Origin of the sequence: Paraburkholderia sp. J10-1 (genome assembly GCF_905220165.1) — a bacterium.
Taxonomy (GTDB): Bacteria; Pseudomonadota; Gammaproteobacteria; order Burkholderiales; family Burkholderiaceae; genus Paraburkholderia.
In genome coordinates this window covers 468,524-485,419 of the sequence record NZ_CAJMYW010000001.1, presented here as the reverse complement: position 1 = coordinate 485,419, position 16,896 = coordinate 468,524, and the positions used below count along the sequence as shown (strand labels likewise).

Genomic DNA, 16,896 nt, shown 5'->3' with positions numbered 1-16,896 from the left:
ATGCTCGACCTGCAATATCTGTCGATCCTCATCGAAGTCCAGCGTCACGGCAGCTTGACGGCTGCTGCCGAACGGCTCAACGTTACACAGTCCGCGCTGTCGCACATGGTGCGCAAGTTCGAGGAGCGGCACGGCATCAAACTCTGGACCAAGAACGGGCGCGGTCTGCGTTTCACACAGGCTGGCGAATATCTGGTGGCACTGGCCGAGCGGATCCTGCCACAGATCGAACATGCCGAACGCACGCTCGTTGATTTTGCGGAAGGCCGACGCGGCGCGCTGCGCGTTGGTATGGAATGCCACCCGTGCCAGCGCTGGCTAACACGGCTCACGTCCGCTTACCTGGGCGAATGGCCCGATGTCGACTTCGACGTGCGATCGGCGTTCCGCTTCGACGGCGTGGCGGCGTTGCTTGGCTACGAAATCGATCTGCTGATCACGCCGGATCCCGTTGATCTGCCGGATCTCGTCTTCACACCGGCCATCGACTACGAACTCGTGCTGGTAGTGCACGAATCGCATCCGCTTGCCAGCCGCGAATGGGCGTTACCGCGGGACCTGATCAACGAGGAGCTGATTACGGTGCCGGTCAGCAAGGAGCGACTGGATATCTACACGCGCTTTCTGCTGCCAGCGCATTGCAAGCCGAAGTTTCATCGCACTGCCGAGCAGATCGAACTGATGCTGCAACTCGTAGCAGCACGACGTGGTGTAGCGGTGTTGCCGCAATGGCTGGTGATCGAACAGGGCAGCGGGTACCCGATTCGCACGATTCGGCTCGGCGAACATGGCATTCACAAGCAGATTCATCTGGGTGTGCGCCGCGGCGATGAGGAAATTGCCTATATCGCCGGCTTCTTCGATCTTGCTCGCCAAACGCGCGTCGACGCGGATCGAAATTGATGCTACCCAGCCAGGTGCGTCCCTTTAACTTCCTTTAAAGGCCGGACTGCGACAGCAACGGTCGTTCGAACGTCTTCGCGGATCGGAGGTGAGCCAGTGACAAGTTGAACCGAGAGCCTCGTGACAATCATGTTATCCCATCCTCGCATCGCATCCGACGTTCGACATTCACAACCAGTGCTGCGCTGATTCAACTCTCATAGCCACCGGCAGCGGAGCGGCTTAGCTCAAAGAATTTTTCGCGCAGCGGAAGCAGTTAGTTCGCCGTACCCACGACTAGCTCTCTGCGCCCGTTTCCGCTGCGCTAAAAGTCCTCTGGATGATCGTGGGAAACGTGCGTCGCGTGACCGATAGCTGCCCGCGCCGCGAGGCACTGACATCCCAGATGCATCGCCGCCTCATCACTTAGGCGCTCCGTCTCCCCCTGACGGCACTGTTTCATTCCGCGCTCCTCGGTCCGGTCTCGGTGAGGTCTCTGCAAGCAATCGCATGAGCGACGCAATACGTATGCGGATGGCGTTGCTCCGGGCTGCTCTGGAGTCGGGGCCGTGTTTGTGAAAGCGCAATTTAGCGCCACTGCCTAGACGCATCGAGGGATGCGAGCGGACACGTGCTGACGCCTGTGCATCGAATTGACCGCAGTTGATGATGGAGGAAACGATTCTCGACCTCGTCGCTAGGGAGAGGGAACGTACCGAGCCTCGTCAAGTTCGTTGGCCCTACGCCTCGGCCGTCCGTCATGACCGGGAAAACCCTGATTACTTCGTTCTCGCGATTGCCCTATCGTGCGAACCTACAGAAAACATGTAGCATTTATGTTTCACGTAAATCGTCAGCCATTTTGACGAATGCCACCAGAAATTCTAGACAAATCATAGATTTATGAAACTATTGAAATCTTCGGCGAGAGAGGTCGCGCCGCTCCAGCGAAGTTTCTGGATGCAGGAAGCCGAGCCGAAGTTGGAGGCCGCCGCTTCGTTAACGACTCGTGAGGTGGCCGATGTCGTGATCGTCGGCGGCGGGTATGTGGGCCTGTGGACGGCCTTGACTCTTCTTGAAATCAGCCCGGAAACGAAGGTCGTCATACTCGAACGCGACGTTTGCGGAGGCGGCGCGTCCGGTCGCAACGGCGGTTTTGTCATGTCGTGGTGGCCCAAGATTTCATCGTTGCTGGGCTTCATGGAGGTCGAAAGCGCGCTCTTTCTCGCGCGCGCGTCGGAACATGCGATCGAGGAACTCGGCGCGTTCTGCGAACGGCACGGCATCGATGCGCATTTCCGGCGCTCCGGCTGGCTATGGACGTCGACATCGGAAGCGCAGGGCGATGCTTGGGCGGCGACCGTCGAAACCTGCGCGAGGCTTGGCGTGCGTCCATTCGAGCGCGTTGTTTCTGGCGACGTCACTCGTAGAACCGGCTCAGCGATGCACCGAGCAGCGGTATTCGAGCCCACCAACGCCACCGTGCAACCGGCTGCCCTGGTTCGGGGCATGCGCAGAGTGGCGCTGGAGCGTGGCATCAAGATTTACGAAAACACGCCTGTCCGCGAGATAAGCCATGATCGACCTTCAATTGTTAGTACGCCATATGGAGAGGTCAGGGCAGATGCTGTTGTACTGGCAACGAACGCATGGGCGACTGCCGTCCCTGAGATCGAGCGTTTGATCGTGCCAGTGAACAGCTCGATCGTGGTTACCGAGCCCATTCCTGAGCGGTTGCGAGCGCTCGGCTGGACGGGCGGCGAGGCCATCACCGATTCGCAGTTGATGGTCGACTATTACCGGACGACGCGAGACGGACGCATTGCCTTCGGCAAAGGCACGGGTGCGCTAGCCAGAGGTGGGGTGATCGACACGACTTTCAGCCACCACGCTGAGAGCTGCTCCATGACAGAGCGAGACTTCAGACGCACTTATCGGGCGCTCTCTGACGTGCGGATCTCGCATGCGTGGTCGGGGCCGATCGACCGCACTTACGACAGCCTTCCGGTATTCGGCACGTTGTCGGGCACGAACCATATCCATTACGGCGTTGGCTGGAGCGGCAATGGTGTCGGCCCCAGCCGGATCGGCGGGAGAATCCTCGCCAGCCTCGCGTTGCAGCGAAAGGACGAATGGAGCGGCTGCGCGCTCGTTGAGCGCAACGCGAAGTCATTTCCGCCAGAGCCGATCAAGTATCTCGGCGGCTCTCTGGTGCGCGGGGCCGTGCGCAGGAAGGAATCTCGCGAGGCGGTTGGAAGCGCGCCAGGAACGATCGACCGGATGCTGGCCAAACTGGCGCCGTCTGGGCTTGAAGATAAATACTAAGGATTGGAAATCAATATGAAACCTGTTGTCTACCGGAACGAAGAGGGTGTGAGATTTTCTCCGTGGTCGCCAGTTTCTGCACCGATTGGCATGCCGATGTCGCAAACGAGAACCGCGCGCGATTGGCATTTGATGGAGGAGGGCGTTGCGATGGGAATATGGGAATGCACGCCTGGCATCTGGCGCAGGCAGGTGGTTAAGCGGGAGTTCAGCTACATCCTGGCCGGCCACTGCATTTTCACACCCGACGGACAGCCGCCTATCGAGTTGCGAGCCGGAGACAGCGTCTACTTTCCCGCGAACTGCCACGGAGTCTGGGACGTTCGCGAAGATCTGCGCAAATCGTATTTGATCATCAACTGATTCGCGTGGACGCTCGTGTGCCGACGACAAGGGCACATGCAGGACTATCAGATTTGACACGTAGCGATTCAAACGCTGCAAAGGAGACACTATGTCGGGTTCACACGGCGGCAAACTCAAAGGCGGCCTTCAGTCACGCCATATGACGATGATCTCTATTGCCGGTGTCATTGGCGCGGCCTTGTTTGTGGGCTCAGGAAAGCAGATCGCGCTGGCTGGTCCGGCGGTGGTGCTCGCCTATCTCGCCGGCGGCATCCTGGTTTTTCTCGTCATGCGCATGTTGGGCGAAATGGCGATTGCGCAGCCGGACACAGGTTCGTTCTCGACATACGCTGACCGCGCCATCGGGCGCTGGGCGGGTTTCACCATCGGCTGGTTGTACTGGTACTTTTGGGCCATGCTGATGGGATGGGAGGCGTACGTCGCGGGGCAGATTCTGCACGCGTGGTTTGCGCCGATACCCGACTGGGGATTCGCCTTGATGCTGACGATCGCGCTGATCGGCGCAAATCTCATGAACGTGAAGAATTTCGGCGAGTTCGAATTCTGGTTCGGGCTGGTCAAGGTCACGGCGATCGTCTTGTTCCTGGTGATCGGCTCTCTTGCGATCGTCCATCTCTGGCCCTTCGGTCATGCACGGGGCATCGCGCAGCTAACGGCTTCGGGATTTATGCCGAAAGGACCCAAATCCGTAGTCACCGCGTTACTCGGGGTGATGTTCGCGATGATCGGCGCCGAGGTGGTCACCGTGGCGGCGAGCGAGTCTGTCAATCCTGGCAAGGAGATTCTCAAGGCGATCCGTTCCGTCGTATGGCGTATCGTCCTGTTCTACGTGGGTTCGCTCTTTCTGGTTGTCTGCCTTGTGCCTTATAACGATCCAGCTCTCGTTGACCCGACGCGCGGCAGCTATAACGTGGCGCTGGACGCACTTGGCATTCCTCATGCTCAATTGATCGTGAACTGCGTAGTGCTGACTTCAGTCTGCAGTTGCTTCAATTCGGCGCTCTATACGGCCTCACGCATGCTCTATTCGCTTTCGCGCAGGGGCGACGCGCACCGCGTCATGGGCATCACGGCCGCAAGCACGGGTACGCCCTATGTGGCCGTGGTGATCTCTAGTGTGTTTGCGTTTGTCGCTGTCTATATGATGGCGAAGTCCAAGATGGACCTCTACGATATCCTGATGCAGACCACTGGCTGCGTGGCGTTGTTTGTCTATCTAACGATTGCGTGCTGCCAGCTTCGTATGCGTCAGCGCCTGGAAGCACAAGGCATCGAGTTGGAGCTGAAGATGTGGTTGTTTCCGTGGTTGACCTGGGCAGTCATCGTTTTTGTCATCGGGGCACTGATTACGATGGCGGTGGAAGGCACGTACCGACAAGAGGTGCTGTACACGTCGGCACTTGCTGCAGTCATCGTGGCCATGGGCGCAACGGCGCAGCGCTACGGCATTGGCAAGCGTCCTCCGCTGGCAGGCTACACGCAAATGGCGACGGCCGAGCGTGCGGTTACCAGGTAGTGGGAAGATCGACGTACTGATGCGAGCTCCGTGATGGTCCGGGTGCGTGCCAGCTGCCGCGGCGCGTGCGCACGCAGCGGATCAGAAGCTCTTCGGGGTGTTGACCCACATGAGAACGGTTGGCTCGTCGCCCGTGGCTTTCCAGCTATGGGGCCGCTGACTCGAGAATGCGATGCTGTCTCCCGAACCGAGTACGTGCTGCACATCGTCCACGGAGATCTGAAATGTGCCAGACAGGACGTGGATGAATTCCTCGCCTTCATGCGAGTAGAATCCGCTGCTCTCTGCGCCGGGCTGAAGCACCCACTTTTGGCAATCGAGCAGGTTGAGCGACTCGGCCAGCTGCAGGATACGAATATTTTGTCCAAAGCCCGGCACAGTTCGCTCCTTCCCTCGACGCACGACCTCGCGATGCGTACCGCGACTGGACGGCTGCGAGATGTCCGTGACCGTAGTTCCATAGCACAACGCCAGAGCCTGCATGCTCGCGACAGTGGCGCCTTGCGATGTGCGTTCAAACGTCGAGATAAAAGAGACCGGAAGGCCCGACGCTTCAGCCGCTTCTCGCAGCGACATGTTGGCCTTTCTCCGGGCCAGCCGAAAGCGGCTACCCAATCCGGTTTGCCCGTTCTCATTGGGGCTTTCCGTTGGGATATCGGCGGAGAAATTGAAGTCTCTTTCCGCTAGCGCCTTGCGAATGGCCGACATATTCAGCCCTTCGACTTTGCGCATGTGCTGTATCACGCGAATTTTCTCGATATCCGCCTGATCGAAAACGCGCTGCCCCATCGCTGAGCGCTTCGGCGATACTAGCCCATGCTGCTCCCACAGTCTCAATGTGGAGACGTTCGTTCCTGTCAGGCGGGCGACGTCGGTAATGCGATGCAAAGACATGCGTGTTCCTCAGGCTTTCGGGGGCGAGCTTAAGTGGGAAGAGTCCGTTGATGAGATCAAGCACTTCGGCGGGGCGATCGGCCTTGCGGTGTTCTCCTCCACACTGCGGAGCCGATATATTTTACCGGGTTATTTGATTCCGGTCGGTCGTGCGAAGAAGCTACCGCGCGGTTGCGATGCCGTCAGTACGCCAACCACGATGAGGCTCGGCGCAATATCAACCAGTGCATCGTCGCTTTCTACAATCCGGTGCGCTTGCACTCCACGCTAGGCTATCTGTCGCCCGCCGCTTACGAGGCGAAACCGATAGCAAAAGAACCTATCTGGCTGTCCGGATTAGTTGACCACTACAGAGCACGGTTGGCTCAATCATCCAGCGCAATATGCACTAGCCTCCAACGCTAACGCCTTTTATCCCGTGCCTGGCATGTGTTGCGACCGCCGGCTTGACGTCGCCATTCTGATGCGCCGATGGGAGCGTGTGGCATCAGTCGTGGTCCGTGATGTCCAAGTGAGAAGGTCGGCAGCGGCAGTTCGCGTAGCAAGGCCCACACGGCCTCGATTTAAGTGTCTTGTTAACGCGGGTACGCACCGACGGTCGTTCCTGTGGGCCCTCGCCCGCTGGCTAGACCTGGGAGATACCCTCGACGGCATCAACATAATAGCTATCGCCCGATTTCTTATATGCGAGTCGATCGCCCGGTTCGATACTACGTCGAAAAATCAGTCAGAGACTTCCGCAAGCACTGCCTCATGCTGCGAGTAGGCGAGAAGTCGTCTCTGATTGTTTCGTCTCTGGGGCGTTTCGATTGCCGGCGTTGAGCCGGCGGAGGGTTAAACCGATGCTTCGCATTTACTCACGACACTTACTGGCAGGTGCCGCTCTTGTGTCTCTTGCTATAGCCAGCCTTCCGGTTGCCGCGGAGCAGGTAGTCAAGATCGGCGTGTCATCGCCCCTGACTGGCATAAATGCGCCGAACGGGAAAGACATGGAAAACGGTGTGCGCCTTGCGGTGGAAGAGGCTAACGCACAGCACATCAAACTCGGAGGTCAGGAGGTGCGCTTCGAGCTGGACTCGGTGGACGACCAGTCCGACCCGCGTATCGGCGTCCAGGTGGCCCAGAAACTCGTCGATGATGGCGTCGCCGTCGTGGTCGGCTATTACAATTCCGGCGTGGCCCTGCCTGCCGTCCCGATCTATGCCCGTGCCGGTATTCCCCTGATCGACCCTGCCGCGACGAACCCTGCGATCACGCAAGCGGGGAACAACGTATTCAGAATCATCGCGACCGACACGCAGAACTCCGGCAGCGCCGGCAAATATGCGGTCGACGTAACGAAGGCTCAGCGCATCGCCGTGATGGACGATCGCACGGCTTTCGGACAAGGTGCGGTGGAAGAGTTCAAGAAGGCGGTCCAGGCAGCGGGGGGGAAGATTGTCGCTGCCGAATTCACGAATGACAAAGCGGTCGACTTCAGCCCCCAACTCACCAACATCAAGGCTGCCAATGCCGATCTGCTGTTCTACGGGGGCGGGGATAATCAGGCAGGCCTGATCGTGAAGCGTATGAAACAACTGGGGCTGCATACGCAGTTCGTCGGTAGCGGTGGCATTGCCGATAGCATTTTTATCTCTATCGGCGGTCCTGCGGCCGAAGGCGCAATGGCATGGGAATACGGCCGCCCGGTCGAATCACTACCGGAAGGCACTGCGTTCGCGAAGAAGTTTCAACAACGCTTTGGTGCAGCACCGCTGACCTATGCGCCCTTCGCCTATGACTGCGCATGGGTCGCCATCGATGCGATGAAACGTGCCGGTTCCGCTCATCCCGCCGAGTTGACGGCCGCATTACGCAAGGCCCAGTACAAGGGAATCACAGGGGAGATCTCGTTCAATCAGCACGGCGATCTGCTGAAGCCGACTTCGACGCTCTACCAGGTCAAAGGCGCGAAGTGGGTGCCGGTAACGACGGTCTCTGCCCAGTGACGAGAAACTGATGTCCGGACTTTCGTTGTCAGCACGACTGCAATAGCCAGCCGCGAAATGCGACGAGTGAGGGCAGGGCCTCATTGCTCGAAGGGTAGACAAGGTAATAGCTGCGCTGGCTGCTGATCGGATGGCCGATCGAGACGAGTTCCTTGCGGTTGAGCTCGTCTTCGACCAGCACCTTCGGGACGAGGCCGATTCCCATGCCTGCGCGAACCGCTTGTATTAGATGCGACGTCAATTCGAAGCTCGGGCCGATCCGCATGTGCCGGTGATCCAGTTGGTAGTGCGAGAACCATTCGGCCCAGGCCTTCTGATTGCTCGTGACGCCCAACAGCGTCTGCTTCATCGCCCACGATGGAGTGCATTCGTCAACCGATCCGTCAAGCGAGTCAGGGCTGGCAATGGCAATGAGGAACTCGTTGTAGAGGCGGTGGGCAGTTAGTCCCGGCAAATCGCCCATTCCCACCGTAATCGCCGCGTCGATGTCATCGCCATGGAAATTGACCGTGCCGATTCGCGAATGAATGTGGACGTTCACGCCCGGATGCGCAGCATAAAACTCGTGCAGATGTGGAAGGAGCCATTTGGAGCCGAACGTGGGCAAGGTTGCCAGCCGCAGCGTGCCGGCCCCTGCCTGTTGAGACATTGCCTGCAAGGTCGCGCCGCGAATGCGTCCGAGCGCACCGCTTAACTCGACAAAGTATCGGCCGCCCACTTCGGTCAGCTTGACCGAGCGCCCCTCACGACGAAAGAGCGCCACGCCGAGCTGGTCTTCAAGCGTTTGAACCTGACGGCTGATCGCACTCTGACTGAGGGACAGTTCATCGGCAGCGCGGGCATAGCTCTCGTGACGCGCGGCGGCTTCGAACACAAGAAGGAGTGACATTGAGGGCGTCAGGCGGCGGTAATTCATGAATTTTCTGCAAGTTTAAAGGGAGAGGAATTCGTTTGTTTCTCCAGCCAGCTAGGAAGATACTGGAATTGTCGAGTTGGTGAAACCTGCGGAAAACTCATGTTTCGATCCGACTCTCAAGGATCAATCCCCATTTTTACGGCTTTTTCTCATGTCGATCGCTCCATTGCCCCGTCCCGTCGAACCGCCGGCGAATTCGTACCGTCAATTTTTGACCGCCCTCAAAGGGGCCGGCTTCGAAGGGGAAATCAGCGCGGACTACGCCAACCGGACCGTCCTGTCCACTGATAACTCGATCTACCAGCGGCTTCCGCAGGCGGTTGTCTGTCCTGCTCACGCCGGCGACGTCCAGCTTCTGGCCAGGCTCCTGGCGGAACCGGCGCACAGGGAAGTGGCTGTGGCTCCGCGCGGTGGTGGCACCGGCACGAACGGGCAGTCGTTGACCGACGGCATCGTCGTCGACCTTTCGCGACATATGAACCAGATTCTGGAGATCAATGTCGCGGAGCGATGGGTGCGAGTCCAGGCTGGGGTAGTGAAAGATCAGCTCAATGTCGCATTGGAGGCTCATGGCCTCTTTTTCGCTCCCGAACTGTCGACTTCGAATCGCGCAACGATAGGTGGAATGATCAACACCGATGCAAGCGGACAGGGAAGTTGCACGTATGGGAAAACGCGCGACCACGTGCTTGAGCTGGATTTTTTGCTGCTTGGGGGCGAGCCGCTGCATAGCGAGACGCTGGCAGCCGACGAGCTGGAAGTCCAGTGCGCGCGCAAGGACCGGATCGGCAAGGTCTATCGCACGGCGCGCCGCATAAGCGACGACAAGGCGGATCTGATCGAGGCGAAGTTTCCCAAGCTCAATCGCTGCCTGACGGGGTATGACCTCGCACATCTGCGCGAGGCCGATGGCCGATTTAATCTCAATAGCGTGCTTTGCGGCGCGGAAGGGTCGCTGGGTTTCGTTGTTGAGGCGAAGCTCAACGTGCTGCCCATCCCGAAGTACTCCGTGCTCGTCAACGTGCGCTATGGGAGCTTCATGGATGCATTGCGCGATGCGCGCGCGCTGATCGAGCATCGGCCCCTGTCGATCGAAACGGTCGATTCAAAAGTGCTGCTGCTGGCTATGAAGGATTTCGTCTGGAATAGCGTTTCCGAATATTTTCCGCAGGACGCAAGCCAGCCCACGCTCGGCATCAATCTCATTGAGTTCAGCGGGGACGACGTGGATGCGGTGGACGCGCGTGTCCTTGCGTTCACGACGCATCTGCAAACGGATCATAGCGTCGAACGCCAGGGGCACACGCTGGCGAGCGGTGAGGACGCGGTCAAGCGTGTATATTCGATGCGCAAGCGCGCCGTGGGCTTGCTTGGTAACGTACAAGGCGAGGCGCGCCCGCAGCCGTTTGTCGAGGACACAGCAGTGCCTCCCGAAAATCTTGCGGACTATATCGAAGAGTTTCGCGCACTGCTCGATGGCCACAACGTCCAATACGGTATGTTTGGCCACGTCGACGCGGGTGTACTCCATGTACGTCCCGCGCTGGACATGAAAGATCCGGTGCAAGCCGCACTGGTGCGGCCGATCTCTGATGCGGTCGCGCAACTCACACAGCGTTATGGTGGCTTGCTGTGGGGCGAGCATGGAAAGGGTGTACGTTCCGAATATGCGCCGGCGTTTTTCGGTGAGCTGTATCCTTCACTGCAGCAGTTGAAGGCAGCCTTTGACCCGAACAACCAGTTCAACCCGGGCAAGATCGCAACGCCCGCAGAAAGCACACTGCGGCTGCTGAAGATCGACGAAGTGCCCACGCGCGGGGAACTTGACCGGCAGATAGACGAGCGTGTCTGGCAAAGCTATGGAACGGCCATGCATTGCAATGGCAATGGTGCGTGCTACAACTTCGACCCCGACGATGCGATGTGCCCGTCGTGGAAGGCGACGCGCGAACGTGTGCAGTCGCCGAAGGGGCGGGCGTCGCTGATGCGGGAGTGGCTGCGCCTTCAGGGGCAGGCCGGTGTCGATGTCGTCGCGGTCGGCCGTACGCGGCAACCCTTCCTTAGTACTCTGGCTCAGCGCTGGCGTAACAGTCGGGCCGCGCATAACGGCGAGCCGGACTTTTCGCACGAAGTATACGATGCCATGGCCGGATGCCTCGCGTGCAAGTCGTGCGCCGGTCAGTGCCCGGTCAAGGTCAACGTGCCCGAATTCCGCTCGCGTTTTCTAGAGTTGTATCACCGCCGGTATCTGCGGCCGCTGCGAGACTATCTGATCGGTTCGCTCGAATTTACGATGCCGTGGATGGCGCGGTTGCCCGTCGTATACAACAGCCTGATGGGTGCAGGCTGGCTTCGCACGCTGCTTGAGCGACACATCGGCATGGTCGACAGTCCGCTGCTCAGCCGCATCGACCTCGCGGCAGTCCTTCGGCAGTGGCAGGTGCGGCCAGCGGATCCCAGTGCGCTCGCAGGGTTGAGCCCCGCACAGCGTGCTCGCAGTGTAGTCATCGTCCAGGATACGTTTACACGTTATTTCGATACGGAGCAACTGGCCACGCTGATCGAACTGGCAGCGCGCCTGGGTTTCCAGGTCTGGTTGGCGCCGCTCGTTCCGAATGGCAAACCGCTGCACGTGCAAGGCTTTCTCGACGCGTTTGCCAAAGCGGCGATTCGCAACGCTACGCAGCTGAGCAGACTGGCGAAGTCTGGTGTTTCGCTTGTCGGGCTTGATCCTGCCATGACACTGGTCTATCGCCAGGAATATCTTAAGGTGCCCGGATTGACCGACGTGCCGCAGGTTGCCTTGCCGCAGGAATGGTTGCTCGATGTGCTCCCCGAAAGCGCGGGAATAGGGACCGCCGAACAATTCCGGCTGCTGCCGCACTGCACCGAAAAGACCAACGCGCCGGACAGCAGCAAGCAGTGGGCGCAGCTTTTTGCGCGCCGGGGGCTGCGTCTGGAGGTCAAGGCTACAGGCTGCTGCGGGATGAGCGGCACGTATGGCCACGAGGCGCGCAATGTCAGCACTTCCCGGACGATTTACGCACAGTCGTGGGCGGCACATATCGAGGCGCCAGAGGAGCAGCAAGGGGAAGCGCTCTCGACCGGCTACTCTTGCCGGTCCCAGGTGAAGCGTCTGGCCGCTAAGCAATTGCGTCATCCGTTGCAAGTCTTGCTGGACCAGCTTCGCCGCGTTCAATGACAATCGAACCGTAGGGAGATACCCTGGGTGGCAGTCGTGTCATAGGAAATGCCGTTTTTCTTATATGCGGCCGGCTTATGGCGATTCGATACTTTCGGCATGAATCCGTATGGAACCTGAAAGCGTAGAGCGAAGCCAACTGACGACCTTAGCTGTGGCGGGTTTCACCTGAGCTGGAAACGACGGGTGACGCCGCCACCCCTGGGGGAAACTGGTTCGGCATAGAAGCTGACTTTAGCGCGGAGCCTTTGCATGTTCAAACTGGGCATTCTTGGTGTCGGTGACCTCACCGAAAAAATGGTGCGCGGTTTTCTCCGCGGTGGTCTGCCGGTGGAAGTCTACCTGTCACCGGGCAACCACGAGAAGGCGCAGGGACTCGCTCGAGATGCCGCGTGTCGCGTGATGCCGGACAATCAGGCGGTGGTCGATCATGCTGACATCGTTCTCATCGGCGTTCGACCTGCGCAATTGCCTGATCTCGCTCGCGACCTCGTGATAAGACCCGAGCAAAAGCTAATTTCCGTCGTGAGTGGTGTATCGCTTGGCGAACTGCAACAGCTCTTCGGGACGAAAGCATGCGTGCGTGCCATGCTCTCATACGCGGCCGAGATAAACCGTTCGACTGTAGCGATTTATCCGGACGATTTGTCGGCGCGCGCACTACTGCGGACGCTGGGGAATTTGATTGCGCTTGGAAGCGAAAATGAATTCGAACTGGCAACGGTCAGCGCCTGCATGAATGGATGGTTTTACTTCCTGCTGCATGATCTCCAGCACTGGCTGATCGAGAAGGGACTCTCGTCCGATCGCGCGCGGGAGTTAGTGCTAAGCAGTATTGAGGACTGCGTAGCGTACGCGAGGTATCGCGATTCGCTGCCAATCCGCGATCTCGGGCGATCGATCGCCACCGACGGTACCTTTAGCGCGCAGGGCCTCGAAATGCTCGGTCTCCACCAGGCCAATGCCGCCTGGAACGCCGCGTGTGAAGTTGTATTCGATGCGCTGCTGACCGGCGTTGAATAATAGTCGGCTGGCGTCAGGTCTCCGTCGCTCACAGGACCAACGTCTTGACTCGGGGGGGGGGCGGGGATCGTCAGGTCCAGATTCCGACCACTCAACCCCTTTGGGGCCTATTCTCGCCATTCCCAGGTCAATTGACAATCGGCTCGGAGAGCGCTTCGCTGCGTGTGCGGGATACGGCGAGAGTAGCAAATCGCTTCAAAAGGCTCGCTGCTGCGGGTGTCGGTTCGACTGCATTGTGCAGTGCCTCCGCATCAATTACCAAATCACTATTGTCCGTCGATAACTGGTCGATATATCCATGCATGGCGGCTGCGTGAAATTCCGGGTGGAACTGCAGGCCCCACGCACAGGAGCCGACGCGAAACGCTTGGTGCGGCTCATGCGCGCTGCGCGCCAGCAATACAGCGTCGCTTGGCAATTCGCGCACAGATTGCAGGTGGACCAACTGCGCGGGAAAGTTGTGAGGCAGGCCCACAAACAATGGGTCTTGGCTGGCGGATGCCAGGGTCTCGACATCTCGCGTGCCCACTTCGATGCCTTGCGGATGATTGTCCACGCGGCCGCCCAAAGCATGTGCCAACAATTGATGGCCATAGCAGATGCCGAGCACAGGCACTTGCGTTTCAACGCAGAGCTTTAGCCAGCGGGCGAGGTGCTCGCTCCACGGCGCTCGTTCGGTCACCATGGCATGCGAGCCGCTAACGATGACCCCCGCCACGTCGCTCAGGGACGGGAACTCCGGCATCTCGCGCGCATCCACGCAGCGATGCATCACTCGCTCGCCTAGTCCTGTCGCGATCCAGTCGTCAAAGTCGCCGGTGGTACGGCTGATTTCGGGAAAGGTGCGGCCTGCGAGGATAATCAGAAGCGGTTTGTCGGATTGCCCGTGCGTGGTGGCGGAATGGGACGACATGAGGTTGGCTGGCAGTGAGAAAGACGATTGCATAGTGTAGCAGTGGACGGTATGGCAATCACCAAGAGCCTATCAAAATGGCGTTTTACCCACGCTGATCGACGCGTGGCAAGTCGAATGGAAGTTCCCATGCGGCGTAGCGATCGATGTTTAGTGGATACCCTGGGTGGCAGAGACGTCACAGCAATTGCCTCATTCTTTATATGCATGTTTCCCCCCGGAAATCGATACTCGCTACACCAAAAAGGTAATCGGCAAACAAGCAAGGAGACGCCCATGTACCGGAACCCTAAAATGTCGCTAGAGGATGCGCCGTTAAACAGCTTTCATAAAAAACTCACGGCCTATTCTTCGGCGGCGCCCTTTCTGGACGGCTATGTCCTGAGCATTATCGGCGTCATCATGCTGCAGCTTACCCACGCGCTCAAGCTGGGTGTGCTGCAACAGGGATTGATCGCTGCAGCCCCGCTTTTTGGCATGTTTCTGGGCGGCTTTGTCGGCGGACTGTTTACGGACAAGCTAGGCCGCAAGGTGCTCTATCTGCTGGTGCTCGTCGCCCTCGCGGCTTTTTCGCTGGCGCAGTTCTGGGTGACGACAGCATGGGAACTGGTAATCCTCCGTCTGTTGCTTGGCGTGGCGATTGGCGCCGATCATCCTTTGGCGACGTCGCTGTTGGCGGAGTTCCTGCCGAAGAAGCAGCGCGGCTCGCTACTGGCGAGTCTCGTGATGATGTGGTTTGTGGGCGCTGGGGCCGCGTATATCATCGGCGAAATCATATTGCGCGTTGGGGGTGACGAAGCGTGGCGCTGGGCGCTGGCGAGTGCCGCGGTGCCTGGCGCGCTTTTCCTCATCATGCGGGCCGGAACGCCGGAGTCGCCGCGCTGGCTTTTGAGCAAGGGCAGGTATGCCGAAGCCGATCTCGTCATCAAGCGGGTCTATGGAGAAGACTGGTCGATCCAGAATCTTCCGGAAAAGCAGCCGGAAAAAGCGGTTTCGGTCCGGTCCCTGTTCCATTCGGCTTACGGAAAGCGGATCTTCTTTGTCAGCGTATTCTGGACCTGCTCGATTGTGCCGCAGTTTGCGGTCTACGCATTTGCACCCACGATTTTGCAGGCGATGGGACTGACGGGTGAAATGGCGTCGTATGGTTCGGTGGCGATTACGTTGATGTTTGTGATCGGCTGCTTTTTAGCGGTGAAACTGGTCAATCCGCTTGGCCGACGCAAATTGCTCATTCATAGCTTCCTTTGGTCCGGTCTCTCGCTCCTTTTGTTGGGCGTTTTCCCGCAAGGCCCGGCGATGCTGACGTTGCTGCTCTTTGGTGCTTATGCGGTTTTTATCGGTGGCGCCCAGGTGCTCCAGTACGTATACCCCAACGAGCTGTTTCCGACCATCATCCGCGGTTCGGCAGTCGGTCTGGTGACATCTCTTTCGAGAATCGGGGCAGCAATCGGTACCTATCTCGTTCCCATGTCGCTCAGTTCGTTCGGAATCGTGCATACGATGTACGCGGCGGTAGGTATTTCCGTGATCGGACTTTGGGTTACGGTCGCGATGGCACCCGAGACGCGGGCGATGGATCTTCACCACGCAGGATCGGTCAACGATGACGAGCGCAAGAGTAAGGTGGCCTATCGGAGCGACGTGTCATCCCGGTGACGGTCGGTCGACGCGAGTGGGGCGTTGCGAACAGAAACGTTAAAACCGGAACGTCTTCAGAGACGCTCCAGGTCCAGTGAAAACAGCTAATCAAGGTGGCAAGATGGGATTCAAACGAACGATTCATGCTGTCGATACGCATGCCGGTACACCCATGCGCGTCATTACCGGAGGCGTACCGCACATCCCCGGCAACAGCGTCTACGAGAAGATGAAGTGGCTGGAGGAAAACGACGACCAGCTGCGCAAGCTGATGCTGCGGGAACCTCGTGGCTACCCCGCCCATTGTTGCAACATCATCGTGCCGCCGAATCATCCCGAGGCGGACGCCGGGTACATCATCATGGAGCAGATCGAGTATCCGGTCATGTCGGGCGGGAACACGATTTCGGTCGTGACCGTCCTGCTCGAAATGGGCATGCTCCCGATGAAGGAGCCCGTGACTGAACTCGTTCTTGAAGCTCCGGCCGGCCTCATTCGCGTCAAGGCTGAATGCAAGGACGGCAAGGTCAAGAGCGTGACATTCCGCAATGTACCGGCGTTTGCCGCGCACCTGGATGCCGTGATTGACGTCCCGCATCTGGGCAAGGTGACAGTCGATGTAGGTTGGGGCGGAATGTTTTACGTCATCGCCGACGTTCGCCAGTTCAAGGGGTTACAGCTCATTCCGCAGCATGGTGCGGAAATCGCACGCGTGTCTTCGATGATCCGGCAGGCGGCCATCGAGCAGTTGCCAGTCGCGCACCCCGACTACCCTGGTGTCGGCATCACGATTTCGCAGTTGTCTGGTCCGACTGACGATCCAAAAGCTGACTGGCGAAACGTGGTGACGATGGCGTCTGGGGACTTCTCCTGGGACGATCCCGCGACCTGGACGGGTGCGCTCGATCGTTGCCCGTGCGGTACCGGCACGAGTGCAAAGATGGCGGTGCTGCATGCGAAGGGTGAATTGCCTCTGCACCAGGATTTCCGCCATCAGGGCATTGTCGGGAACGTCTATACCGGCCGACTCGTGGAAGAGACGAAGATCGGCGACAAAGTAGCGGTCGTTCCTACAGTGACGGGTACGAGCTGGATCTACGGCTTGAACACCATCGTCCTGGACAACGACGATCCCTTTACGGAGGGGTTCACCGTCGGCGATATCTGGGCGTAATCGAAGTTTTCTAGATTCCGGATGGAGACTCGTCGGACTATTGCCTGTCTCCATTC

General features: G+C 58.9%; 12 protein-coding genes. 9 read left to right on the top strand and 3 right to left on the bottom strand.

Features of this window, described 5'->3' with window-relative positions; genetic code table 11:
- From U5A65_RS02145 to U5A65_RS02130, 4 genes are all read left to right on the top strand, one after another.
- Positions 1-903, top strand: a complete 903-nt coding sequence (locus U5A65_RS02145; RefSeq protein ID WP_321945331.1) for a LysR family transcriptional regulator — start codon at positions 1-3, stop codon at positions 901-903.
- Positions 904-1,785: 882 nt separating this feature from the next.
- Positions 1,786-3,207: an FAD-dependent oxidoreductase gene (locus U5A65_RS02140; protein ID WP_321945330.1), complete on the top strand. Its 1,422-nt coding sequence runs from the start codon at positions 1,786-1,788 to the stop codon at positions 3,205-3,207.
- A 15-nt stretch (positions 3,208-3,222) separates the two neighbouring features.
- Positions 3,223-3,570: a cupin domain-containing protein gene (locus U5A65_RS02135; protein ID WP_321945329.1), complete on the top strand. Its 348-nt coding sequence runs from the start codon at positions 3,223-3,225 to the stop codon at positions 3,568-3,570.
- A gap of 91 nt (positions 3,571-3,661) precedes the next feature.
- Positions 3,662-5,089, top strand: coding sequence for an amino acid permease (locus U5A65_RS02130; RefSeq protein ID WP_321945328.1), 1,428 nt, complete (start codon positions 3,662-3,664; stop codon positions 5,087-5,089).
- Between the two features lie 81 nt (positions 5,090-5,170).
- Here U5A65_RS02130 and U5A65_RS02125 read toward each other — a convergent pair whose 3' ends face one another.
- Positions 5,171-5,983: a MerR family transcriptional regulator gene (locus tag U5A65_RS02125; RefSeq protein WP_321945327.1), complete on the bottom strand. Its 813-nt coding sequence runs from the start codon at positions 5,981-5,983 to the stop codon at positions 5,171-5,173.
- An 842-nt stretch (positions 5,984-6,825) separates the two neighbouring features.
- On the opposite strand from U5A65_RS02125, the gene U5A65_RS02115 reads away from it, so the two are divergent.
- Positions 6,826-7,971 carry a branched-chain amino acid ABC transporter substrate-binding protein gene (locus tag U5A65_RS02115; RefSeq protein ID WP_321945326.1) on the top strand — a complete coding sequence of 382 codons (1,146 nt, stop codon included), beginning with the start codon at positions 6,826-6,828 and terminating at the stop codon, positions 7,969-7,971.
- A 28-nt stretch (positions 7,972-7,999) separates the two neighbouring features.
- Here the strand turns inward: U5A65_RS02115 and U5A65_RS02110 are convergent, their stop codons facing one another.
- Positions 8,000-8,887, bottom strand: coding sequence for a LysR substrate-binding domain-containing protein (locus U5A65_RS02110; RefSeq protein WP_321945325.1), 888 nt, complete (start codon positions 8,885-8,887; stop codon positions 8,000-8,002).
- A gap of 151 nt (positions 8,888-9,038) precedes the next feature.
- On the opposite strand from U5A65_RS02110, the gene U5A65_RS02105 reads away from it, so the two are divergent.
- Complete coding sequence (locus tag U5A65_RS02105) at positions 9,039-12,089, top strand: FAD-binding and (Fe-S)-binding domain-containing protein (RefSeq protein ID WP_321945324.1); 3,051 nt, start codon at positions 9,039-9,041, stop codon at positions 12,087-12,089.
- 252 nt (positions 12,090-12,341) lie between these two features.
- Positions 12,342-13,112 (top strand): NAD(P)-binding domain-containing protein, encoded by a 771-nt coding sequence (locus tag U5A65_RS02100; RefSeq protein WP_321945323.1) that lies wholly within the window; start codon positions 12,342-12,344, stop codon positions 13,110-13,112.
- Between the two features lie 127 nt (positions 13,113-13,239).
- Here U5A65_RS02100 and U5A65_RS02095 read toward each other — a convergent pair whose 3' ends face one another.
- Entirely contained in the window at positions 13,240-14,025 is a 786-nt protein-coding gene (locus U5A65_RS02095) for a glutamine amidotransferase (protein ID WP_321945322.1), read from the bottom strand.
- Positions 14,026-14,301: 276 nt separating this feature from the next.
- Here U5A65_RS02095 and U5A65_RS02090 point away from each other — a divergent pair, with 276 nt between their 5' ends.
- Together U5A65_RS02090 and U5A65_RS02085 are read left to right on the top strand one after the other, a co-directional pair.
- Positions 14,302-15,684: an MFS transporter gene (locus tag U5A65_RS02090; protein WP_321945321.1), complete on the top strand. Its 1,383-nt coding sequence runs from the start codon at positions 14,302-14,304 to the stop codon at positions 15,682-15,684.
- Between the two features lie 103 nt (positions 15,685-15,787).
- A complete protein-coding gene (locus U5A65_RS02085; protein WP_321945320.1) occupies positions 15,788-16,840 on the top strand; it encodes a proline racemase family protein in 1,053 nt (350 codons plus the stop codon).
- Positions 16,841-16,896: the final 56 nt, after the last annotated feature.

Bases quoted from the DNA above. Each gene is read 5' to 3' on its own strand.
- U5A65_RS02145 (WP_321945331.1), top strand. From the start codon at position 1: ATGCTCGACCTGCAATATCTGTCGATCCTCATCGAAGTCCAGCGTCAC.
- U5A65_RS02140 (WP_321945330.1), top strand. From the start codon at position 1,786: ATGAAACTATTGAAATCTTCGGCGAGAGAGGTCGCGCCGCTCCAGCGA.
- U5A65_RS02135 (WP_321945329.1), top strand. From the start codon at position 3,223: ATGAAACCTGTTGTCTACCGGAACGAAGAGGGTGTGAGATTTTCTCCG.
- U5A65_RS02130 (WP_321945328.1), top strand. From the start codon at position 3,662: ATGTCGGGTTCACACGGCGGCAAACTCAAAGGCGGCCTTCAGTCACGC.
- U5A65_RS02125 (WP_321945327.1), bottom strand. From the start codon at position 5,983: ATGTCTTTGCATCGCATTACCGACGTCGCCCGCCTGACAGGAACGAAC.
- U5A65_RS02115 (WP_321945326.1), top strand. From the start codon at position 6,826: ATGCTTCGCATTTACTCACGACACTTACTGGCAGGTGCCGCTCTTGTG.
- U5A65_RS02110 (WP_321945325.1), bottom strand. From the start codon at position 8,887: ATGAATTACCGCCGCCTGACGCCCTCAATGTCACTCCTTCTTGTGTTC.
- U5A65_RS02105 (WP_321945324.1), top strand. From the start codon at position 9,039: ATGTCGATCGCTCCATTGCCCCGTCCCGTCGAACCGCCGGCGAATTCG.
- U5A65_RS02100 (WP_321945323.1), top strand. From the start codon at position 12,342: ATGTTCAAACTGGGCATTCTTGGTGTCGGTGACCTCACCGAAAAAATG.
- U5A65_RS02095 (WP_321945322.1), bottom strand. From the start codon at position 14,025: ATGTCGTCCCATTCCGCCACCACGCACGGGCAATCCGACAAACCGCTT.
- U5A65_RS02090 (WP_321945321.1), top strand. From the start codon at position 14,302: ATGTACCGGAACCCTAAAATGTCGCTAGAGGATGCGCCGTTAAACAGC.
- U5A65_RS02085 (WP_321945320.1), top strand. From the start codon at position 15,788: ATGGGATTCAAACGAACGATTCATGCTGTCGATACGCATGCCGGTACA.